This window comes from Lysobacter firmicutimachus, assembly GCF_037027445.1.
Classification (GTDB): domain Bacteria; phylum Pseudomonadota; class Gammaproteobacteria; order Xanthomonadales; family Xanthomonadaceae; genus Lysobacter; species Lysobacter firmicutimachus.
Window position 1 is genome coordinate 2,314,191 of sequence record NZ_JBANDL010000002.1, and the last position, 21,696, is coordinate 2,335,886.

20 protein-coding genes are annotated in these 21,696 nt (G+C 69.7%); 14 read left to right on the top strand and 6 right to left on the bottom strand.

The genetic code is table 11. The annotated features are described in order from the left end of the window. Positions 1-33: 33 nt before the first annotated feature. The 3 genes from V2J18_RS10290 to V2J18_RS10300 all read right to left on the bottom strand — a co-directional run bounded on the left by V2J18_RS10290 (position 34) and on the right by V2J18_RS10300 (position 4,462). Positions 34-1,236, bottom strand: a complete 1,203-nt coding sequence (locus V2J18_RS10290) for an acetyl-CoA C-acyltransferase (protein ID WP_064749905.1) — start codon at positions 1,234-1,236, stop codon at positions 34-36. 101 nt (positions 1,237-1,337) lie between these two features. Further along, positions 1,338-3,713 carry a 3-hydroxyacyl-CoA dehydrogenase/enoyl-CoA hydratase family protein gene (locus V2J18_RS10295; RefSeq protein ID WP_064749903.1) on the bottom strand — a complete coding sequence of 792 codons (2,376 nt, stop codon included), beginning with the start codon at positions 3,711-3,713 and terminating at the stop codon, positions 1,338-1,340. Positions 3,714-3,841: 128 nt separating this feature from the next. Further along, positions 3,842-4,462, bottom strand: coding sequence for a TetR/AcrR family transcriptional regulator (locus V2J18_RS10300; RefSeq protein WP_064749901.1), 621 nt, complete (start codon positions 4,460-4,462; stop codon positions 3,842-3,844). Between the two features lie 282 nt (positions 4,463-4,744). Between V2J18_RS10300 and ndk the strand changes: the two genes are divergently transcribed. The 11 genes from ndk (at position 4,745) to aroQ (ending at position 15,865) form a co-directional block, all read left to right on the top strand. Next, the gene (gene ndk, locus V2J18_RS10305; RefSeq protein ID WP_064749899.1) at positions 4,745-5,170 is read left to right on the top strand and encodes a nucleoside-diphosphate kinase; all 426 of its coding nucleotides are present in this window, start codon (positions 4,745-4,747) and stop codon (positions 5,168-5,170) included. 163 nt (positions 5,171-5,333) lie between these two features. After that, positions 5,334-6,494 carry a dual-specificity RNA methyltransferase RlmN gene (gene rlmN / locus V2J18_RS10310; protein ID WP_064749916.1) on the top strand — a complete coding sequence of 387 codons (1,161 nt, stop codon included), beginning with the start codon at positions 5,334-5,336 and terminating at the stop codon, positions 6,492-6,494. After that, a complete protein-coding gene (pilW, locus tag V2J18_RS10315) occupies positions 6,481-7,350 on the top strand; it encodes a type IV pilus biogenesis/stability protein PilW (RefSeq protein WP_336131731.1) in 870 nt (289 codons plus the stop codon). Before rlmN ends, pilW begins: the two co-directional genes overlap by 14 nt. A gap of 2 nt (positions 7,351-7,352) precedes the next feature. Further along, positions 7,353-8,168, top strand: a complete 816-nt coding sequence (locus tag V2J18_RS10320; RefSeq protein ID WP_336133091.1) for a helix-turn-helix domain-containing protein — start codon at positions 7,353-7,355, stop codon at positions 8,166-8,168. A 105-nt stretch (positions 8,169-8,273) separates the two neighbouring features. Next, complete coding sequence (locus V2J18_RS10325; RefSeq protein WP_064749893.1) at positions 8,274-8,903, top strand: YfgM family protein; 630 nt, start codon at positions 8,274-8,276, stop codon at positions 8,901-8,903. Then, on the top strand, positions 8,903-10,150 hold the full coding sequence (gene bamB, locus V2J18_RS10330) for an outer membrane protein assembly factor BamB (protein ID WP_336131732.1): 1,248 nt from the start codon (positions 8,903-8,905) through the stop codon (positions 10,148-10,150). Before V2J18_RS10325 ends, bamB begins: the two co-directional genes overlap by 1 nt. Positions 10,151-10,437: 287 nt before the next feature. After that, positions 10,438-11,838 carry a ribosome biogenesis GTPase Der gene (gene der, locus V2J18_RS10335; protein ID WP_064749891.1) on the top strand — a complete coding sequence of 467 codons (1,401 nt, stop codon included), beginning with the start codon at positions 10,438-10,440 and terminating at the stop codon, positions 11,836-11,838. A 127-nt stretch (positions 11,839-11,965) separates the two neighbouring features. Continuing rightward, entirely contained in the window at positions 11,966-12,556 is a 591-nt protein-coding gene (gene mobA / locus V2J18_RS10340; RefSeq protein ID WP_336131733.1) for a molybdenum cofactor guanylyltransferase, read from the top strand. Positions 12,557-12,632: 76 nt separating this feature from the next. Continuing rightward, on the top strand, positions 12,633-13,853 hold the full coding sequence (locus V2J18_RS10345) for a molybdopterin molybdotransferase MoeA (protein ID WP_336131734.1): 1,221 nt from the start codon (positions 12,633-12,635) through the stop codon (positions 13,851-13,853). A 298-nt stretch (positions 13,854-14,151) separates the two neighbouring features. Then, the gene (gene moeB / locus V2J18_RS10350) at positions 14,152-15,315 is read left to right on the top strand and encodes a molybdopterin-synthase adenylyltransferase MoeB (RefSeq protein ID WP_336131735.1); all 1,164 of its coding nucleotides are present in this window, start codon (positions 14,152-14,154) and stop codon (positions 15,313-15,315) included. Further along, positions 15,305-15,865 (top strand): gamma subclass chorismate mutase AroQ, encoded by a 561-nt coding sequence (gene aroQ / locus V2J18_RS10355; protein WP_064749887.1) that lies wholly within the window; start codon positions 15,305-15,307, stop codon positions 15,863-15,865. Before moeB ends, aroQ begins: the two co-directional genes overlap by 11 nt. Here aroQ and V2J18_RS10360 read toward each other — a convergent pair. Then, a complete protein-coding gene (locus V2J18_RS10360; RefSeq protein WP_064749886.1) occupies positions 15,862-16,236 on the bottom strand; it encodes a RidA family protein in 375 nt (124 codons plus the stop codon). The two genes, aroQ and V2J18_RS10360, sit on opposite strands and share 4 nt — an antisense overlap. A gap of 34 nt (positions 16,237-16,270) precedes the next feature. Continuing rightward, a complete protein-coding gene (locus tag V2J18_RS10365) occupies positions 16,271-17,068 on the bottom strand; it encodes an alpha/beta hydrolase (RefSeq protein ID WP_336131736.1) in 798 nt (265 codons plus the stop codon). 328 nt (positions 17,069-17,396) lie between these two features. On the opposite strand from V2J18_RS10365, the gene V2J18_RS10370 reads away from it, so the two are divergent. Next, a complete protein-coding gene (locus V2J18_RS10370; protein WP_336131737.1) occupies positions 17,397-18,422 on the top strand; it encodes a DUF2272 domain-containing protein in 1,026 nt (341 codons plus the stop codon). Between the two features lie 152 nt (positions 18,423-18,574). Here the strand turns inward: V2J18_RS10370 and V2J18_RS10375 are convergent, their stop codons facing one another. Further along, positions 18,575-18,910, bottom strand: coding sequence for a DUF1244 domain-containing protein (locus tag V2J18_RS10375; protein ID WP_064749883.1), 336 nt, complete (start codon positions 18,908-18,910; stop codon positions 18,575-18,577). A 112-nt stretch (positions 18,911-19,022) separates the two neighbouring features. Here V2J18_RS10375 and folD point away from each other — a divergent pair, with 112 nt between their 5' ends. Together folD and guaB are read left to right on the top strand one after the other, a co-directional pair. Then, on the top strand, positions 19,023-19,931 hold the full coding sequence (gene folD / locus V2J18_RS10380; protein WP_425605993.1) for a bifunctional methylenetetrahydrofolate dehydrogenase/methenyltetrahydrofolate cyclohydrolase FolD: 909 nt from the start codon (positions 19,023-19,025) through the stop codon (positions 19,929-19,931). A 202-nt stretch (positions 19,932-20,133) separates the two neighbouring features. Further along, complete coding sequence (gene guaB, locus V2J18_RS10385; RefSeq protein ID WP_064749881.1) at positions 20,134-21,591, top strand: IMP dehydrogenase; 1,458 nt, start codon at positions 20,134-20,136, stop codon at positions 21,589-21,591. Positions 21,592-21,696: the final 105 nt, after the last annotated feature.

Here is a 21,696-nt window from a genome sequence, read left to right on the forward strand (position 1 = left end):
CTCCGGGGTTCCTCGGGGCGCCGCAGTCGGCGATTACAGCGCTTCGAACACGCCCGCCGCGCCCATGCCGGTGCCGATGCACATGGTCACCATGCCGTACTTGAGCTGGCGGCGGCGCAGGCCGTGCACGATCGTCGCGGTGCGCACCGCGCCGGTGGCGCCGAGCGGATGGCCGAGCGCGATTGCGCCGCCGAGCGGGTTGACCTTGGACGGGTCGAGATCGCTGTCGCGGATCACCGCCAGGGCCTGCGCGGCGAAGGCTTCGTTGAGCTCGATCCAGTCCAGCTGGTCCTTGCTCAGGCCGGCCTGCTTGAGCGCCTTCGGGATCGCGGCGATCGGGCCGATGCCCATCACCTCCGGACGCACGCCGGCGACGGAGAAGCTGACGAAGCGCGCCAGCGGGGTCAGACCGTAGTCCTTGACCGCCTGCTCGGAGGCCAACAGCACCGCGGCGGCGCCGTCGCTCATCTGCGAGCTGTTGCCGGCGGTCACCGTGCCGCCGAACTGGCCGTTGCGGAACACCGGCTTGAGCTTGCCCAGGCCGTCCAGGGTGGTGTCCAGGCGCGGGCCTTCGTCGGTGTCGATCAGCGCCTGCTTGAGGCGGATCGTATTGCCGGCCAGGTCGGGCAGGTGCGAGGCGATCTGGTAGGGGCTGATCTCGCTCTTGAATTCGCCGGCCTGGATCGCGGCCAGGGCCTTCTGGTGCGAGGCGAGGGCGAACGCGTCCTGCTCCTCGCGCGAGACCTTCCATTCCTCGGCGACTTTTTCGGCGGTGATGCCCATGCCGTAAGCGATGGCGACATGATCGTCCTTGAACACCGACGGGCTCAAGGCGACCTTGTTGCCCATCATCGGCACCATCGACATCGACTCGGTGCCGCCGGCCAGGACCAGATCGGCATTGCCGAGGCGGATCTCGTTGGCGGCCAGGGCCACGGCCTGCAGGCCGGACGAGCAGAAGCGGTTGATGGTCTGCGCGGCGACGGTGTTGGGCAGGCCGGCCAGCAGCACGCCGATGCGCGCCACGTTCATGCCTTGCTCGCCTTCCGGCATCGCGCAGCCGATGATCGCGTCGTCGATGCGGCTCAGGTCGATGCTCGGCGCCTGCGCGACCACCGACTTGAGCACGTGGGCGAGCATGTCGTCCGGACGGGTATTGCGGAACACGCCGCGCGGCGCCTTGCCGACCGGGGTGCGGGTGGCGGCGACGATGTAGGCTTCTTGCACTTGTTTCATGACTTTCTCCGAAAGCGGGGATTCGGGATTGGGGATTCGGGGTTACTAGGGCAGGAGATTCGGGCTCGCCTTTGCGAATCCCGAATCTCGAATCCCCGATCTCAATTCCGCAGAGGCTTGCCGGTCTTGAGCATGTGCGCGATGCGTTCCTGCGTCTTCGGCATCTGCGCCAGGGCGACGAAGTGTTCGCGTTCGAGCTTGAGCAGCCATTCCTCGTCGACCAGCGAGCCGCGGTCGATCTCGCCGCCGCAGATCACGGTGGCGATGCGGCTGGCGATCTCATAGTCGTGCGGCGAGATGAAGCGGCCTTCCAGCATGTTGACCAGCAGCATCTTGAAGGTGGCGATGCCGACGTCGCCGGCGACCTGGATGCGGCGTGCCGGCAGCGGCGGGCGGTAGCCGCTCTCGGCCAGGGCGCGGGCCTGGGCCTTGGCCACGTGCAGCAGCTCGAAGGCGTTGAACACCACCGCGTCGCCGTCGCGGGCGAGCTTGAGTTCGCGCGCTTCGAAGGCCGAGGTCGAGACCTTGCCCATGGCCACGCTCTCGAACGCGGTCTTGAGCTGGGCGAACACGTCGCCGCCCGGACCGGCGGCCTCGGAGGCGCGCACCGCGAATTCCTTCAGGCCGCCGCCGGCCGGCAGCAGGCCGACGCCGGCTTCGACCAGGCCGATATAGCTTTCCAGCGCGAACACGCTGCGCGCGGCATGCATCTGGAACTCGCAGCCGCCGCCCAGGGCCAGGCCGCGCACCGCCGCGACCACCGGCACCAGCGCGTACTTGATCCGCTGGCTGGTGGCCTGGAAGTTGGCGACCATGGCCTCGAAGCCCTTGATGTCGCCGGCCTGCAGCAGGCCGAGCGCGCCGGACAGGTCGGCGCCGGCCGAGAACGGCTCCTTCGGCTGCCAGATCACCACGCCCTTGAACTGCTTCTCGGCGATGGCGATGGCTTCCTGGATGCCGTTGAGCACGTGATCGTTGACCGTGTGCATCTTGGTCTTGAAGCTGATCACGGCGATGTCGTCGCCTTCGTCGGCCCACAGGCGGATGCCGTCGTTCTCGTACACGGTGCGGCCCTGCGAGAACTTCTCGCCGAGCAGGGCGTCGGGGAAGCGCTGGCGGGCGTAGACCGGGTTGGACGAGCGCGGCACCTGCGCGTTGCGGCCCGGGCTGTAGCTGCCCTTGGCGTCGTGCACGCCGTCGCGGCCGTCGAACACCCAGTTCGGCAGCGGCGCACTGGCCATGGCCTTGCCGGCGACGATGTCTTCGGCGATCCACTCGGCGACCTGCTTCCAGCCGGCGGCCTGCCAGGTCTCGAACGGGCCCAGCGACCAGCCGTAGCCCCAGCGCATGGCGAAGTCGACGTCGCGCGCGGTGTCGGCGATCGATTCCAGATGGAAGGCGCTGTAGTGGAAGCTGTCGCGGAACACCGCCCACAGGAACTGCGCCTGCGGGTGCTGGCTGGCGCGCAGCGCGGCGAACTTCTTGGCCGGGTCCTTTTCCTTGAGCAGGCCAGCCACGTCGGCGTCGAGTTCGCCGGCCGAAGCGCGGTAGTCCTGCGCCTTCAGGTCCAGGACCAGAATGTCCTTGCCCTTCTTGGTGTACACGCCGGCGCCGGTCTTCTGGCCCAGCGCGCCCTTGCCGATCAGCGCCGACAGCCACTTCGGCGCTTGGAAATAGGCGTGCCACGGGTCGTCGGGCAGGGTGTCGGCCATGGTCTTGATGACATGGGCCATGGTGTCCAGGCCGACCACGTCGGCGGTGCGGAAGGTCGCCGACTTCGGCCGGCCGATCGCCGGGCCGGTCAGCGCGTCGACGGTGTCGAAGCCCAGGCCGAACTGCTCGGTGTGGTGCATCGCCGCCAGCATCGAGAACACGCCGATGCGGTTGCCGATGAAGTTCGGGGTGTCCTTGGCGATCACCACGCCCTTGCCCAGGGTGGTGGTCAGGAAGGTTTCCAGGCCCTCCAGCACGGCCGCGTCGGTGGTCTTGGCCGGGATCAGCTCGGCCAGGTGCATGTAGCGCGGCGGGTTGAAGAAGTGCACGCCGAGGAAGCGGTGGCGCAGCTCTTCCGGCAGCACCTCGGCGAGCTTGTTGATGCCCAGGCCGGAGGTGTTGGAGGCCAGCACCGCATGCGCCGGCACGTAGGCGGCGATCTTCTTGTACAGGTCCTGCTTCCAGTCCATGCGTTCGGCGATCGCCTCGATGACCAGGTCGCAGTCGCGCAGCTGTTCCAGGCCGGTGTCGTAGTTGGCGGCGGTCAGGCGCTCGGCCAGAGCCTTGCTCGCCAGCGGCGCCGGGCTCAGCTTGGTCAGGTTGGCGATGGCCTTGGCGACCACCCCGTTCGGGTCGCCTTCCTTCGCGGCGAGGTCGAACAGGACCGTGTCGACGCCGGCGTTGGTGAGGTGCGCGGCGATCTGGGCGCCCATGACGCCGGCGCCGAGGACCGCGGCGCGACGGACTAGCAATTGGTTGGACATCGTCTACAACTCCTTGGAAGGAATTCGGAATCTGCGTGGGCGAGAGGAGTTCGGCGGCGGGTGGGTACGACCGGGGCGCTGGGCTCTCCGGCGGCGCCGGTCCCCGCCGGGACCGGGCCTGGCGCCGCTCAGCTCTTGAAGCCGGCGGCGGCGAAACGGATCAGTTCGCGCGCGGCGCGTTCACGGTGCGCCTGTTCGGTGACACCGGCGGGTCGCTTGATCAGGCCGAAATCGGCCATGGCGTAGGTCAGCGCGCCGGCCAGGAAGTCCAGGCGCCAGTACAGCTCTTCCTTGCTCAGCCCCGGCACCGCGCCGGCGATGGCCTTGGCGAACTCGCGCAGGACGTGGCCGTAGTGGTCGGACAGGAACTTGCGCAGGCTGTCGTTCTTCTCGGCGTAGGCGCGGGCGATGACCCGCACGAAGGCGCCGCCGCCGTTGCGGTCCTGGGCCAGGGCCAGGGCCGGTTCGACGAAGGCGGCCAGGATCGGCTCCAACTCGCCCGGGTGTTCGGCGACCGCGGCCTTGAGCGCGTTCATGCGCTGGCCGGTCATTTCGTCCATGCGCCGGCGGAATACCTCGTTGACCAGGTTTTCCTTGCTGCCGAAGTGGTAATTGACCGCGGCGATGTTGACGTCGGCGCGGCTGGTGACCTGGCGCAGCGAGGTGCCGGTGAAGCCGAACTGGGCGAACAGCTCTTCGGCGGCGCCGAGGATGCGGTCCTTGGTCGAGAAATGGGCGGTGCTGGACATGCGGAAGGCGGGCCGGTCGGAAAGGGCGGGGCGACCGCGGACCGCGGCCTGAATCAAACGCTTGTTTGATGCTAGTCGCGGCGCCCCCGGCTCGTCAACGGTAAACGTACTCATCCGTACGGGGTGGCGGAAGCCCCGGCCGCGGACACCGCCAGAGGATGCAAAAGCGGTTAGCGATCCGTTAGAATTACCGCAGCCATATCGGCTAAACCCGCGTCCCGTCGCGGGTTTTCTGTTATTCTCGGGCCGACCGCAAGCGGCCCGCCTACCCGGAGAGTATCCATGGCGCTGGAGCGCACCCTGTCCATCATCAAGCCCGACGCCGTTGCCAAGAACGTGGTCGGCGAGATCTACACCCGTTTCGAGAAGGCCGGCCTCAAGGTCGTCGCCGCCAAGATGAAGCACCTCTCGAAGCAGGAGGCCGAAGGCTTCTACGCCGTGCACCGCGAGCGTCCGTTCTTCGCCGCCCTGGTCGAGTTCATGATCAGCGGCCCGGTGATGGTCCAGGTCCTGCAGGGCGAGGGCGCGGTGCTCAAGAACCGCGAGCTGATGGGCGCCACCAATCCGAAGGACGCCGCGCCGGGCACGATCCGCGCCGACTTCGCCGACAGCATCGACGCCAACGCCGTGCACGGCTCGGACAGCCTGGAGAACGCCGCGATCGAAATCGCGTACTTCTTCCCGGCCACCGACGTGTACCCGCGCTGATCCGCTCGACGCGAGCACTACGAGCAACGCAGTGAACGATATCCGCGACAACGCAAACGACCTTCCGCTCGCCGGCGATGCGCAGGCGGCGGAGACCGCTTCGCGCGCGGACGCGCCCGCTCCGGCGGGCGCGGCGGCGAAGCCGGCCGCGGCCGGCTCCGCCGTGCCGGACAACGGCAAGACCAACCTGTTCGATCTCGACCGCACCCGGCTCGAGGACTTCTTCGAGCAGACCCTGGGCGAGAAGCGCTACCGCGCGCACCAGGTGATGAAGTGGATCCACCACCGCTACGTCACCGACTTCAACGACATGACCGACCTGGGCAAGGCGCTGCGCGCCAAGCTCGAAGCGCATGCGCAAGTGCGCGCGCCGATGGTCGTGTTCGACAAGCCTTCCGCCGACGGCACCCACAAGTGGCTGCTCGGCATGGACACCAAGAACGCCATCGAGGCGGTCTACATCCCCGACAAGGGCCGCGGCACGCTGTGCGTGTCCTCGCAGGTCGGCTGCGCGTTGAACTGCCAGTTCTGCTCGACCGCGACCCAGGGCTTCAACCGCAACCTGTCCACCGCCGAGATCATCGGCCAGGTGTGGGTCGCGGCGCGCCACCTCGGCAACGTCCCGCACCAGCAGCGCAAGCTCACCAACGTGGTGATGATGGGCATGGGCGAGCCGCTGGCGAACTTCGACAACGTGGTGCGCGCGATGAGCATCATGCGCGACGACCTCGGCTACGGCCTGGCCAACAAGCGCGTGACCCTGTCGACCGCCGGCATGGTGCCGATGATCGACAAGCTCGGCGAGGTCAGCGACGTGTCGCTGGCGGTGTCGCTGCACGCGCCCAACGACGAGCTGCGCAGCGAACTGGTGCCGCTCAACAAGAAGTACCCGATCGCCGAGCTGATGGAGTCCTGCGTGCGCTACGCGCTGCGCAAGCGCGGCACCTCGGTGACCTTCGAGTACACCCTGATGAAGGGCGTCAACGATCAGCCGACGCACGCGCGGCAACTGGTCCGCCTGCTGCGCCAGTTCGACAACGCGGTGCAGATGAAGGACGCGGCCAAGGTCAACCTGATCCCGTTCAATCCTTTCCCCGGCACCCGCTTCGAGCGCCCGGACGACGCGGCCATCCGCGCCTTCCAGAAGCTGCTCAACGAGGCCGGCATGATCGCGCCGGTGCGCCGTACCCGCGGCGACGACATCGACGCGGCCTGCGGCCAGCTCAAGGGCCAGGTCATGGACCGGACCCGGCGCCAGGCCGAGTTCCGCAAACAACTGCAGGCCCAGGGCCTGGATAAGGACATCGGCGATGCCGCAGCCTGAGTCTCCCCGCCGCGCGCCCGCGACTGCCGCCGCGACGGCGGGGCGGGCACTGCGCACGGCGTTCCTGTTGGCCCTGGCGGCGTTCGCCGTCGGCGGCTGCAACCGGCTGACCTTCGTCAAGCCGAACATGGAGCGCAAGGGCTTCACTCAGACTTCGATCGATTACGAAGTGGGCGACAAGCGCGAGTTTTCCGGCGCGCGCGCCGCCGCCGGCCCGATCCAGGCCGCGCAGCGCTACCTCTCGCTCGGCGAGCGCGACAAGGCCGCGGCCGAGCTCAAGCAGGCGGTCAAGCTCGATCCCAAGTCGGCCGAGGCCTACAGCCTGATGGCGTTGATGGCCGAGCAGGCCGGCGACAACGCCAAGGCCGGCGGCTACTACCGCAAGGCCGCCGAGCTGGCGCCCGATCGCGGCGCCGCGCTCAACAACTACGGCGTCTGGCTGTGCGCCAACGGCCGCGCCAGCGAAGCGATGGGCTGGTTCGACCGTACCCTGGCCGACCCGCGCTATCCGACGCCCGCGGTGGCATTGGCCAACAGCGGCGCCTGCGCCGATCAGATCGGCCAGGGCGAGCGCGCCGACCGCGACCTGCGTTTGGCGCTGAGCCTGGACCCGAACAGCGCGATGGCGTTGAGCGCGATGGCCAAGCGCCAGTTGCGCCTGGGCCATGCCTTCGAAGCGCGCGCATTTTCTGAACGCCGGCTGGCGCTCCAGCCGGTTTCGGCTGAAGCGCTGATGACTGCGTCACAGATCGAAGAAAAACTCGGCGACACGGCTGCCGCCGCGAGATACGTTCAGCGACTGAGGGCGGAGTTCCCTGACGCGCAGGGCTCCGGATTGGGGGATGGCGGTAGGTGATGATGCAGTCGAACGAATTCGCGCCTGACGTCGGCGGAAGCTGCGGCGCGCGTCTGAAACAGGCCCGTATCGCAGCGGGGCTGTCCATCGAGGACGTCGCGACGCGCTTGAGGATGCCGGCCCGCGTGGTGCAATCGCTGGAAACCGACGACGTCGCCCGACTCGGCGCGCCGGTGTTCGTGCGCGGCCAGCTGCGCAGCTACGCACGCCTGGTCGGCATCGACCTGGAAGACCAGCTCGCCGCGACTCCGCTGGCGTCGACCGCGCCGTCCGAACTCGTCAGCCACACCCACACCCCGCGCTATCGCCGGGTGTTCGAGCAAACCACCCGCCGCGCCATCTATATCGTGCTGACCGCGGCGATCGCGGTGCCGGTGGTGATTGCGACCCGTCCGCACCTGGGCAACCAGGTCGCGGTGCAGTCGCTGGAAATGCCGGCCATGCCGGCCGGTGCCGACGCCGCCCAGGCGCAGCATCCGGCCACGGCGCAGGCGCCGCAGCGCACGCCGCTGATCGCCTCGATCGCGCCCTTGCCCGCGGCAGTGCCGGCGCAGAAGACCCTGACCCTGAACTTCACCGGCGAAAGCTGGATCCAGGTGCGCAGCGGCGACGGCCGGGTGCTCGACGAGGGCACCGTGCAGGCCGGCCAGACCCGTAGCTACGAACTCGCCGAGATCGGCTACGTGAAGCTCGGCAACGTGCCGGGCGTGGAAGTGCGCAAGGCGGGCGAGGCGGTCGATCTGGCTCCGTTCAGCCGCGGAAGCGTGGCCCGCTTTACGCTATCCTCTGACGGTTCCCTCGCGCCGGCCTCGAACTGAGCCGCGCTGCGGGGTTGCGACCATCGCCGGCCCGCGCGGGCCGGTTCCCATTGACTCTGGCCGCGCCCGCCCGGGCGGGGCCCTTGCACGGCGGCGTACGGCCTAATGGCAATTGACGATCTGCTCGACGAACACGAACAAAGCGAACGCGTACTGGCCTGGCTGCGCGCGAACGGCGCGGCCCTGATCGGCGGCGTCGCCCTCGGCCTGGCCGCGATCGGCGGCTGGAAGTGGTGGGGCAACCACCAGCTCGAACAGCACACGCGCACCGCCAACCAGTTCCAGACCGCGGTCGACGCGATCGAAGCCAAGGACAAGACCGCGGCCGCCAAGGTCAAGGCGCTGCCGGCGGGCATGTACCAGACCCTGGCGGCGCTGGACCTGGCCAAGAACCAGATCGAAGCCGGTCAGCGCGATGCCGCCGTCGCCACCTTGAAGGCGATCAAGACCGACGACGCCGCCGTCGCCGAGATCGTCAACCAGCGCCTGGCGCGGTTGCTGATCGACGCCAAGCAGCCGGCCGAAGCGCTCAAGCTGCTGGCCAAGTCGCAGTCGCCGATGGCGATCGAAGTCCGCGGCGACGCCCAGTTCGCGCTCGGCAAGGCCGAGCTGGCGCGCACCGAATACAGCGCCGCCCTGGCCAAGCTCGACGCCGAATCGCCGCGTCGCCGCCTGCTCGAACTCAAGCTCACCGAAGCCGGCGGCACGCCGGTCAAGCCCGAGGCCAAGTCTTGATGAAGTACGTTAATGCGGGTGGTTCGCCGTCGTTTTCCCCGGCTCGTAACGTCGCCCGCTTCGCCGCCGTCGCCTTGTGCGCGGTGGCGTTGAGCGGCTGCTCGACGGTCAAGGGCTGGTTCGGCGGCGGCAAGAAGGACGACGGCAAGCCCAATGAGCCGACCGAGCTCACCGACATCACGCCCAGCGTCAAGGTCGACAAGATCTGGTCGGTCAACGCCGGCAAGGGCGAAGACCGGATCGGCGTGCGCCAGGGCCCGGCCGTGGCCGACGGCCGCGTCTACGCTGCGGCGATCAAGGGCGGCGTGCACGCCTACGACCTGCAGACCGGCAAGGAAGTCTGGCACTACGTGCCCAAGCGCGAAGACAAGGACAAGAAGGACAAGGACATCCGTCTGTCCGGCGGCCCCGGCGCGGGCGACGGCCTGGTCGTGATCGGCGGCCTGGACGGCGAAGTGATCGCGCTCGACGCGGCCACCGGCGCCGAAAAGTGGAAGGCCAAGGTCTCCAACGAGGTCATCGCCGCGCCGACGATCGGCCTGGGCATGGTGTTCGTGCGTTCCAACGACGGCCGCGTCACCGCCTTCGACGCCGCCAGCGGCGAACGCCGCTGGTTCTGGAGCCATGAAGTGCCGATGCTGTCGGTGCGCGGCAACGCCTCGCCGACCCTGGGCCCGGGCTACGTTTTCGTCGGCAACGACGACGGCACCCTCAACGCGCTGGCCGCCAACGACGGCCGCCCGACCTGGGACGCGCCGGTGGCGCTGCCGGAAGGCCGCAGCGAACTGGACCGCATGGCCGACGTCGACGGCGCCCCGGTGCTGGAAGGCGCGGTCCTTTACGCCACCAGCTTCAAGAAGCGCACCGTCGCCATCGACGCGCCCAGCGGCCGCCCGATCTGGGTCAGCGACCACGGCGGCGTCGGCCGTCTCGGCGTCGGCAGCGACCGCCTGATCGTGGCCGATCCGACCGGCCTGGTGTTCGGCCTCGACAAGGCCAGCGGCAGCGCCCTGTGGCAGCAGCCCTCCCTGGCGCGCCGCAACCTGTCCGGCGCCGCGGTGCAGGGCGACTACGCGGTGGTCGGCGACTACGACGGCTACATTCACTGGCTCAAGCTCGACACTGGCGAATTCGCCGCCCGTGCCCGGGTCGGCGGCAAGGCCCTGCGCGCCAACCCGGTCGTCGTCGACGGCGTGCTGGTGGTGCAGAACGTCGAAGGCGAGCTGACGGCGTTCAAGTTGCAGTAAAGCCGGGAGTAGGGATTCGGGATCTGGGATTCGATGGGGTCCCGCCGAGTTTCTGATCTGGCGCAAGGGCCCGGGTCGGCGCAGCCGGTCCGGGCCTTCGGCTTTTCTGGAGCCGGGATTTGGCGCCGGCCAGCCGGCCTGCCGCTTTACGAATTCCGAATCCCAAATCCCCAATCCCCGCCGTTCTGGCACTATTGCACCCTCCGTAGGCTTCGCAGCTCTGAGCGGCGGCATCGCCGCCTCTCGCGAATCCCGAATCCCAAATCCCCAATTTCGGCTCCAAACACATGCTCCCGCTCGTCGCCCTCGTTGGCCGGCCCAACGTCGGAAAATCCACCTTGTTCAATGCGCTGACGCGCAGCCGCGACGCGCTCGTCCACGACGAGCCGGGGGTGACCCGCGATCGCCACTACGGCGTGTGCCGGCCGGAGGGCCAGCGCCCGTTCGCGGTGGTCGACACCGGCGGCATCGCCGGCGAGGACGAGGGCTTGGCCGGCGCGACCGCGCGCCAGGCGCGCGCCGCGGCCGAGGAAGCCGATCTGGTCCTGTTCGTGGTCGACGGACGCGAGGGCGCCTCGGCGCTGGACGACGAGATCCTGGCCTGGCTGCGCAAGACCGCGCGGCCGACCCTGCTGGTGGTCAACAAGACCGACGGCATCGACGCGCGCGAGGCGATCAACGACTTCGCCCGCTACGGCATCCGCGACGCGATCGCGGTGTCCTCGGCACACCGGCAGGGCTTGGACGAGCTGTTGAGCGAAGTGCTGGGCCGCCTGCCCGAGGAAGGCAGCGCGACCGAACTCGACAACGACCCCGCGCGCATCCGCGTCGCCTTCATCGGCCGCCCCAACGTCGGCAAGTCGACCCTGGTCAACCGCCTGCTCGGCGAGGAGCGGATGATCGCTTCCGACGTGCCGGGCACCACCCGCGACTCGGTCGCGATCGACATGGAGCGCGACGGCCGCCTGTACCGGCTGGTCGACACCGCCGGCGTGCGGCGCAAGTCCAAGGTCGAGGAGGCGGTGGAGAAGTTCTCGATCATCAAGACCCTGCAGGCGATCGAGCAGTGCCAGGTCGCGGTGGTCATGCTCGACGCCGGCGAAGGCGTCACCGACCAGGACGCCAGCGTGCTCGGCTACGCGCTCGACTCCGGCCGCGCGCTGGTGATCGCGGTCAACAAGTGGGACGGGCAGACCGAGTACCAGCGCCAGCAGACCGAGAACCTGCTGCGCCGCAAGCTGGCCTTCGTCGAATGGGCCGAGCCGGTGCGGATCAGCGCCAAACACGGCTCCGGCCTGCGCGAGCTGTTCGCCGCGATCCATCGCGCGCACGCCTCGGCGACCACCGAGATCGGCACCAGCGAAGTGACCAAGGCCCTGGAAATCGCCTACGAAAGCAATCCGCCGCCGGTGGTGCGCGGGCACGTGGCCAAGCTGCGCTTCGCCCATCCGGCCGGCACCAATCCGCCGACCTTCGTCGTCCACGGCACCCGCCTGCGCACCCTGGCCGACAGCTACAAGCGTTATCTGGAGAACTTCTTCCGCAAGCGCTTCAAGCTGGTCGGCACGCCGGTGCGGTTCGTGTTCAAGGACAGCAGCAACCCGTACGAAGGCAAGAAGAACGTGCTGACCGAGCGCCAGGTGGCGAAGAAGCGGCGTCTGATCCGCCACGTCAAGCGCGGCAAGTAAGCGGGGCCGCATCGCCGCAAAAGCCCCGCCATCGCGCGGGGTTTTTCTTTTCGGCGCGGACTGGGGCGGCGCCGGCGCCGCGCACCGCAGGCAGAATGGAACCGTCGCCGCCGCAGGCCCCGTCTCCATGCCGATCGAGCGTTCCGAACTGACCCTGGGCATCCTTGCCGGCGGCCGCGCCAGCCGGCTCGGCGGGCTGGACAAGGCGTGGCTGCAGCGCGAGGGCGAAGCCCAGGTGCTGCGTCTGGTGCGGCGTTTCCGCGACCGGGTCGGGGCGGTGCGGATCAGCGCCAATCGCGATCCGGGGCGCTATGCCGCGCACGGCCTGAGCGCAGTGCGCGACAACCTGAGCGACGTCGGCCCGTTCGGCGGCCTGGAGGCCTTGGCGGCCGCCTGCACGACGCCTTGGCTGTTCACTCTGCCGGTCGACGCCGTCGATGCCGGGCCGGAGTTGCTGCCGGCGCTGATCGCGGCGCAGGACGGGCAGGGCGCCTATGCGATCGACGACGACGGCGTGCAGCCGCTGTTCGCGCTGTGGCCGGCGGCGCCGCTGCGCCAGGCGCTGGCGCAGGCGGCCGACGCTCAGCGTTGGGCGGTGCGAGAGTTGCAGACCGGACTCGGCATGGCCGCGTTGCGCCTGGATGGCCTACGCTTCGGCAACCTCAACACGCCCGACGACCTGGCCGCGGCCGGTTTCGTCCCCGGTCTGGGCGATTGAACCGGCCGCGCCGCCGCGCGTCCTCGTCGTCCTCGTCGTCCGCCCCCGATTTCCGAGATCCAGAGAATCCCGTGCCATGACCGATTTCCCGACCGGGCTGTTGTTCGAGGAGGCGATGGCGATCGTCGCCGAGGTCGCCGCCGCGCATCGGCTCGATAGCGAGACCCTGTCGCTGGGGCGCAGCCACGGCCGCATCCTGGCCCGCGACGTCGACGCCGGACTGCCGCTGCCGCCGTTCGACAACAGCGCGATGGACGGCTACGCGTTCCGTCACGCCGATCTGAGCGGCGAGCTGACCCCGCTGCAGATCGTCGGCGAGCAATTCGCCGGGCTCGCCGGCGACTGGCGGCTGGGGCCGGGCGAATGCGTGCGCATCACCACCGGGGCGCCGTTGCCGGCCGGCGCCGACACGATCGCGATCAAGGAGAACGTGCGCCTGGACGGCGAGCTGGCGCTGATTCCGGCCTGCCAGCGCGGCCACCACGTGCGTTATGCCGGCGAGGACGTGCGCGAAGGCGAACGATTGCTGCAGGCCGGGCAGGTGCTGACTCCGGCACGGGTGTCGCTGGCGGCCTCGCTGGGCCTGTCCTCGCTCGAGGTGCGGCGGCGCCCGACCGCGGCGGTGTTCACCAGCGGCGACGAACTGGTCGAACCCGGCATGCCGCTGCGCCCGGGGCAGATCTACGACAGCAACCGCGAGCTGTTGATGGGCCTGCTGCGCGCCGACGGCCTGGAGCCGACCGCCTGGCCGCGCTTGCCCGACGACCCCAGGCAGGTCGAGATCGCCTTGCGCGACGCCGCCTGCGCCTTCGATCTGGTGTTCACCTGCGGTGCGGTGTCGGCCGGGGAGAAGGATCACATTCCGGCGGTGCTGGGCGAATTCGGCCGCATCCATCTGTGGAAGGTGCGCATGCGTCCGGGCATGCCGCTGCTGTTCGCCAGCATGGACCAGGCCCGGATGCTCGGCTTGCCGGGCAATCCGGTCTCGGTGCTGGCGACCTATCTGACTTTCGGCCGGGCCTTGGTCGATGGCTTGCAGGGCCGCAGCGAACCGCGGCCGACGCTGCGCGCGCGCCTGGTCGGCGGCATCGACAAGACTCATCCGCGGCGCGAGTTCGTGCGCGCGCGGCTGCGCAGCGACGATGCCGGGGTGCTCTGGGTCGACCCGAATCCGGCCACCGGCTCGCACCGGCTGCGTGCCGCGGCCGAGTCGGAGGCGCTGATGGTGGTGCCGGAGGGGCCGCAGCAGCTAGGCGAGGGCGCGGTGATGGAGGTTTGGCCTTACGCGCTGGGGTGAGTTCGGTTCGGCAGTGTTGTGCCCTCATCCCAACCTCGCTGCCGCAAGCGGGAGGGGGGCTCTGTTCTGCGGCCGGGGCGAGTTCTGCGGTCACCGCGCCGCTGTGTTGAGAGTCCTCGCGGGAGAGAGGGCTCGGTTTCGCCGTCGGGCGAGTTCTGCACCCCCATCGGGTTGAAAGCCCTTCTCCCGCTTGCGTGAGCAGGGCAGCGAGACGAGCCGGCCCCCAACCGCCGCCCTGCGCAACGCTGCGTCCCCGCGTTTGCCTGCCGCCTCGCCCGCGAAAGCGGATAATCCGGGCATGAGCATCGAACCCATCCCCGAACGGGGCGCCCCCGAGAGGATCTCTCCCGCGCAGACGCGTGCGCGCCAGCAGGCCGGTGCGGTCCTGATCGACGTGCGCGAGGCGCACGAACGCGCTGCCGGCCAGGCCGAGCATGCGCTCGGCGTGGCCAAGGACGCGCTGGAAGCCGATCCGCAGGCGTTCCTGCCCGATCGCGGCGCCGAGGTCGTATTGATCTGCCAGTCCGGCGCTCGCTCGCTGCGCGCCGCGCAGGCCTTGCTCGATGCCGGCTACGCGCGCGTGGCCTCGGTCGACGGCGGCACCGCCGCCTGGATCGCCGACGGACTGCCGCTGGCCGACCTGCGCCAGACCGAGGCCGAGCGCGATTTCTACGATCGCTATTCGCGCCATCTGCGCCTGCCCGAAGTCGGCGAAACCGGGCAGCGCAAGCTGCAGGCGGCGCGGGTGGCGATGGTCGGCGCCGGCGGCCTGGGCTCGCCGGCGGCGTTCTACCTGGCCGCGGCCGGGGTCGGCACGCTGGTGCTGGCCGACGACGACGTGGTCGACCGCAGCAACCTGCAGCGGCAGATCCTGCACACCGAGCAGCGCATCGGCACGAGCAAGGTCGAGTCGGCCAAGATCGCGCTGCAGGCGCTCAACCCGCGCGTGCGGGTGGAGACCTTCGCCGAACGCATCACCGCCGACAACGTCGAGCGCCTGATCGGCGCGGCCGACGTGGTGTTCGACGGCGCCGACAATTTCCCGGTGCGTTATCTGCTCAACGACGCCTGCGTCAAACTCGCCAAGCCGCTGGTGTACGGCGCGATCCATCGCTTCGAAGGCCAGGTCAGCCTGTTCGACGCCGGCCGCCATCGCGGCGAAAAACCCTGCTACCGCTGCCTGTTTCCCGAACCGCCGCCGCCGGAAGCGGCGCCCAATTGCGCCGAAGCCGGCGTGCTCGGCGTGCTGCCGGGAGTGATCGGTCTGATCCAGGCCACCGAGGTGGTCAAGCTGATCCTCGGCCTGGGCGAGCCGCTGGCCGGGCGCTTGCTGCATTTCGATGCGCTCGGCCTGCGTTTCCGCGAGACCCGCCTGCGCCCCGACCCGGATTGCCCGGTGTGCGCGGCGGGGCGCGAGTTTCCCGGCTATATCGACTATCAGGCGTTCTGCAGTGCGCATTGAACGAGGCGCCCGGCTCGCCGCCTGGCTGCTGGCGGGCCTGCTGTCGTCGGCGCTGCCGGCGACCGCCCAGACGCCGTCGGCGCTGGAGCGTCTGGCCGACCTCAGCGCGCAACGCCTGCGGCTCGCCGACCAGGTCGCGGCGAGCAAGCGCCGCAGCGGCCGGCCGGTCGAAGACGCGGCGCGCGAACGCGAACAACTCGAGCGACTCGGCCAGGCCGCCGTCGCGCGCGGCCTGCCGCACGAGGCCGCGACCGGATTTTTCCGCGCCCAGTTCGAAGCCAACAAGCTGGTCCAGTATCGCCTGCTCGGCGAGCCGCCGCGGCGCGGCGAAGCCGCGGCCGACCTGGACGCGGTCCGGGCGCGGCTGGATCGCCTCAACGGCGAACTGCTCGACGCGCTGGGCCAGGGCTTGAACGACGCCGCGCGCGCGGATTGCGCGACGCAGGCGCGGCGCGCGCGCGAGCGGGCCGCGCGCAGGCGACGACTGGACGAACTGCACCGCATCGCCTTGAGCCGCGCGCTCGGCGATCTGTGCCGGCGCGCGCCCTAATCGGCGGCGATCGCCTCGATCTCGACCATCCAGCCTTCCTCGTACAGGTCGGCGATGATCACCGTCAACGCCGGCGCGTGTTCGCCCAGCACCTCGTGGCGGATTTCGTAGTTGCGCTTGCGCAGCCGGCGGTCGCTCAGATACGTGGTCACCTTGACCAGATTGGCCAAGCTCATGCCGGCGGCTTCGAGTTGGCGCTGGACGTTGCTCCAGGCGCGTCGGCACTGGCCGTCGAAGTCCTTGGGCAGGATGCATTCCTCGCACTGCGGCAACTGGCCGCTGACGAACACCAAGCGCTTGAAGCCGGTGATCTCGAGCGCTTGCGAATACGACACTTCGGTCGGACGGATTTCGCGGCGTTGCAGTTGCATGGACGGGCCCCGGCGTTGGGAAGCGAAGGACGGATCAGTCGATGAAACCTTGCAGTGCCTCAGCGTACTCCGGGTACTGGCCGATGTTGTGATGGTCGGCGCCGTTCAACTGCACGACTTCCAGCCCCTGGGTGCGGGTCTGCAGCGAGTAGATCAGGCGTTGCGTGTTCGGCGGCGGGATCACGTCGTCGTGGCTGGCGCGCACGATCAGGATCGGGCCGAAGTAGTTGCGCAGATGCTTGACCGACTCGTAGCGGTCGCGCACCAGCCAGCGCGTCGGCAGCCAGCGGTAGTGCGCCTGCGCGGTTTCGCTGAGGCTGTCGAACGGCGTCACCAGGGCCAGGCGCTCGACCGGGCGACGGCTGGCGACGTAGCTGGCGACGCCGCTGCCGAGGCTGCGGCCGATCACCGCGATGGGCTGCTTGGGATGCTCACGCGAGACCTGGTCGAAGGTGGCCAGCGCATCGGCGAACAGCGCCGCTTCTTCGGGTCGGCCGTCGCTGGCGCCGAATCCGCGATAGGACAGCAGGTAGACGGTGCGGTCGGGGAACCAGCGCGCCAGCGTCTCGCGCATGTTTTCGATCCGCTCGGCGTTGCCGCCGAAATAGATCAGCGCTTTGTCGCGTCCGGCGTTGAGCCGCCAGCCGCGCAGCACGATGTCGCCGCGATCGACGGTGTAGTCGGTGGTGTTGGCGCGCAGCCGGGTGTTCTGCGGGAAATACATCAGTTCGCGCTGCTTCACGTACAGCCAGCCGCAGATGCTGAGGTAACCGGCGGCGGCGACGCCGGCCAACGCGGCGAGGGACGGGAGCAAACGGGGCGTGCGGGCCATCGGGCGGAGCGTTCCTGGTCGGGGGCCGCGACGCGGCGGCCCGGGCGGTTCGGTTCGTGCGTCGGTTCGATAACGTTCCCGGCGACGATAACCCGCGCGCTCGCCGGTCGCCAGAGACCGGCGGCGATCACGCGCTTTGCACGGTCGGGCGATAGGCTGGCCGCAGGCTCGCGGCGGGCATCGCGTTGCGGCAGTTAAGGCGCTTGCGGGTAAGGTCGCGGGCTGCGGCGCTGCCGCCGGTCGCTTCACCGCCGCCGGTCGTCGCCGAGCGATGCCGCGGACGGCGGACCCGCGGCGATGCCCCCCCCCCACCAGGAGAAAGGATTCGATGTTGCGTTCGTTCGTGCTTGCTTGTGTCCTGTTTTCGGCCAGCGCCTCGGCGGTGGCCGCCGACGCCTGTCCGCGCCTGCGCGGCCAGGCCGCCGCCGCCGATGCGGCGACCCGCATCGCCGCCGCGGCCTGCGACGAAAACCTGCAGTGGTACCGGCCCTTCATCGATACCCAGGGCCGGCTCGCCAGCGCGACCGTCAGCGAGGCCGAGCGTGCGCGGCTGGAGGACGGCGCCACCGAGACCTGGCGCCGCACCGCCGGCTACTGGCGCGACACCGGGCTGCTGCAGCGCATGGCCGGTTTCGCCGGTGCCGAACAGTGCTTCGATCCCTACGGCAGTGCGTATTCGACCACCGCGTGCCGCGCGTTCCTGATCGACAACCCCTGGTCGGCGGCCTTCGTGTCCTACGTGATGATGAAGGCGGCGGTGCCGGGCTTCCGGCCCTCGGCCAGCCATTACGACTACGTGCGCGATGCCTACCGCACGCCGGAACAGAGCCCGTTCCAGTACCTGGACCCGGCCGCCGCGAACCCGGCGGTCGGCGACCTGCTGTGCGCGGTGCGCTCCAGCACCCGGGTGTACGGGCATGCGGGGCTGACCGCTGCGCTCAACGGCGACGGCGGCTTGAACATGCATTGCGACATCGTCGTCGCGGTCAATCCGGACAACGACGGCAAGGCCTATCTGATCGGCGGCAACGTCCAGCAGGGCGCGACGATGCGGATGATGGCGGTCAACCGCAACGGCCAGTTCTGGCCGCTGCCGCTGCGCAGCGAAACCCAGGTGGAGTGCTCGCCGGACACCGTGTCGGCCTGCGACATGAACAAGATGGACTGGTCGGCGCTGCTCAAGCTCAAGCCGGACGCCGCGCTGGCGACGCTGGCGCCGCCGCAGCCCCTGTACGCGCCGCAGCAGGCGCCGGCCAGCGAACCGCAGGGTTGCTGCGTCCAATGCGTGGTCGGCTCCGGCGTGCCGCGCTGCCCGAATCCCAATGTCCCGTCGGTGCGACCGCAGCAGGAGTGAGTGGCCGGGATTGGGGATTGGGGATTGAGGGGGGGCGCCGGGACGGGGTAGGAGCGGCGCAAGCCGCGACCGCCATGCTCCGATCTCGCCGCGCCGCCGCCTTCCTGTAGCAGCGGCGTGCGCGAGCGCAGGCGACCGAAGCCGCCGCTCGTTCAAGCGTGCCGCTGCTGTGCCGCCTCGAACGCGGCCAGCTGCTCCGGCGTGGCGTCCTTCTGGTGCTGCGCCTTCCACTGCGCGAATGGCATGCCGTACACCGCCTCGCGCGCCTCGTCCTTGCTCATGGCGATGCCGCGCGCCTCGGCGGCCTCGCGGTACCAGTCGGCCAGGCAGTTGCGACAGAAGCCGGCCAGGATCATCAAGTCGATGTTCTGCACCTCCGGGCGCTCCTGCATCAGGTGGGCGAGCAGCCGGCGGAAGGCGGCAGCCTCGATGGCCAGGGTCTCGTGGTCGCGCGGGGCGTGGTCGGCGGGCGGGGCGGGGTGGGTCATGGCGGCGGACTCGTGGGATCGTGCGGGCAGGGCGGGAAGAAGGGAGCGGCAGCGCGGCGGCGGGCCCGGCGCGAGCGCCTCGCGGCAAAACCGGCGCGGGGAATGAGCGATAATGCGCGGCCCCGACTCTACCTCAGCGCCGACCCGCATGACGTCTACTCCGCACCCGGCCCGCATCCTCGACGGCAAACGCATCGCCGACGAGTTGCTCGACAACCTCAAGGCCCAGGTCGACGCGCGCATCGCCGCCGGCAAGGCGCGGCCGGGGCTGGCGGTGGTGCTGGTCGGCAACGACCCGGCCTCCAGCGTGTACGTGCGCAACAAGCGCCGCGCCGCGCAGAAGGTCGGCATCCGCGCGATCGACTACGACCTGCCGGCCGACACCGACGACGCCGCGCTGCTGGCGCTGATCGACCGGCTCAACGCCGATCCGGAGGTGCACGGCATCCTGGTCCAGCTGCCGCTGCCGGACCGCCGCGACGCCACCGCGCTGATCCACCGCATCGACCCGCGCAAGGACGTCGACGGTTTCCATCCCGAGAACGTCGGCCATCTGATGCTGCGCCAGTTCGGCCTGCGGCCCTGCACCCCGCGCGGCATCACCACCTTGCTCGGCTACACCGACCGGCCGGTGCGCGGGCAGAGCGCGACGATCGTCGGCGTCAGCAACCACGTCGGCCGGCCGATGGCGCTGGAGCTGCTGATCGCCGGCTGCACCGTCACCAGCTGCCACAAGTTCACCCCGGCCGCGGTGCTGGAGCAGTCGGTGCGCAACGCCGACATCCTGGTGGTCGCGGTCGGCCGCCCCGACCTGATCCCCGGCGAATGGGTCAAGCCCGGCGCGGTGGTCATCGACGTCGGCATCAACCGCCTCGACGACGGCCGCCTGGTGGGCGACGTCGGCTTCGCCGCCGCGGCCCAGCGCGCCAGCTGGATCACCCCGGTCCCGGGCGGGGTCGGGCCGATGACCGTCGCGACCCTGATGCAGAACACCCTGGAAGCGGCGGAGGCCGCGGGCTGAGGGGCGGGGATTGGGGATTGGGTAGGCGGGATTCGGCGGCTTCGTTCAGGTTCGCCCCTGCTGCCCACCGTCCTGGCCCAACCAATCCCGACTCCCCAAATCCCGACTCCCCGCACCACCGCAACGACCAATCCCGAATCCCGAATCCCTAATCCCCGCTTCCCGGGGTACAATGGCGCGCTTCATCCTCCCGGGCCCGCCTATGCTGCGCATCCAGGCTGAAGCGCTGACTTACGACGATGTCTCCCTCGTCCCCGCGCATTCGATCGTCCTGCCTAAGGACGTAAACCTCTCCACCCGCCTGACCCGCGACCTGTCGATCCGCCTGCCGATCCTGTCGGCGGCCATGGACACGGTCAGCGAAGCCCGCCTCGCGATCGCCCTGGCCCAGCTCGGCGGCATCAGCATCATCCACAAGAACATGAGCCTGGAGGCCCAGGCGGCCCAGGTCGCCCAGGTCAAGAAGTTCGAGGCCGGGGTCATCAAAGAACCGTTCACCGTCGGTCCGGAAACGACCATCGGCGAAGTGCTGAAGCTGACCCGGGCGCGCAACATCTCCGGCGTGCCGGTGGTCGACGGCGGCCAGTTGGTCGGCATCGTCACCAGCCGCGACATGCGCTTCGAGAAGAAGCTCGACGATCCGGTCCGCCACATCATGACCAAGCGCGAGCGCTTGATCACCGTGCACGAAGGCGCCAGCGACGAAGAAGTGCTGCAGTTGCTGCACAAGCACCGGATCGAGAAGGTGCTGGTGGTCAACGACGGCTTCGAGCTGCGCGGCCTGATCACGGTCAAGGACATCCAGAAGAAGACCGACAACCCCAACGCCGCCAAGGACAGCGCCGAGCGCTTGCTGGTCGGCGCCGCGGTCGGCGTCGGCGGCGACACCGAAGCGCGCGTGGAAGCGCTCGCCGCGGCCGGCGTGGACGTGATCGTGGTCGATACCGCGCACGGCCATTCGCAGGGCGTGCTGGACCGGGTCAAGTGGGTCAAGACCCGCTTCCCGCAGCTGCAGGTGATCGGCGGCAACATCGTCACCGGCGACGCGGCCCTGGCCCTGATGGACCACGGCGCGGACGCGGTCAAGGTCGGCGTCGGCCCCGGTTCGATCTGCACCACCCGCGTCGTCGCCGGCGTCGGCGTGCCGCAGATCACCGCCGTGGCGATGGTCGCCGAGGCGCTGCAGGACCGCATTCCGTTGATCGCCGACGGCGGCATCCGCTACTCCGGCGACATCGGCAAGGCGCTGGTCGCCGGCGCCTCGACGGTGATGGTCGGCGGCCTGTTCGCCGGCACCGAGGAGGCCCCGGGCGAGGTCGAACTGTTCCAGGGCCGCAGCTACAAGAGCTACCGCGGCATGGGCAGCATCGGCGCGATGGAGCAGGGCTCCAAGGACCGCTATTTCCAGGACGCTTCCGACGCCGACAAGCTGGTGCCGGAAGGCATCGAAGGCCGGGTGCCGTACCGCGGCCCGCTGCGCGGCGTGGTCCACCAGCTCGCCGGCGGCCTGCGCGCCACCATGGGCTACGTCGGCTGCGCGACCATCGAGGAAATGCGCAAGAAGCCCAGCTTCGTGCGCATCACCAACGCCGGTTCGCGCGAGAGCCACGTCCACGACGTGCAGATCACCAAGGAACCGCCGAACTATCGCGCCGGCTGAGCCGGCGCGCGGGATTCGGGATGGATGGAGCCGGGATTCGGGATGGGCGATTCGGCAAAGTCCGGCGCCTCGATCCCCCGCTAACCCATGTCTATTCGGCGAATC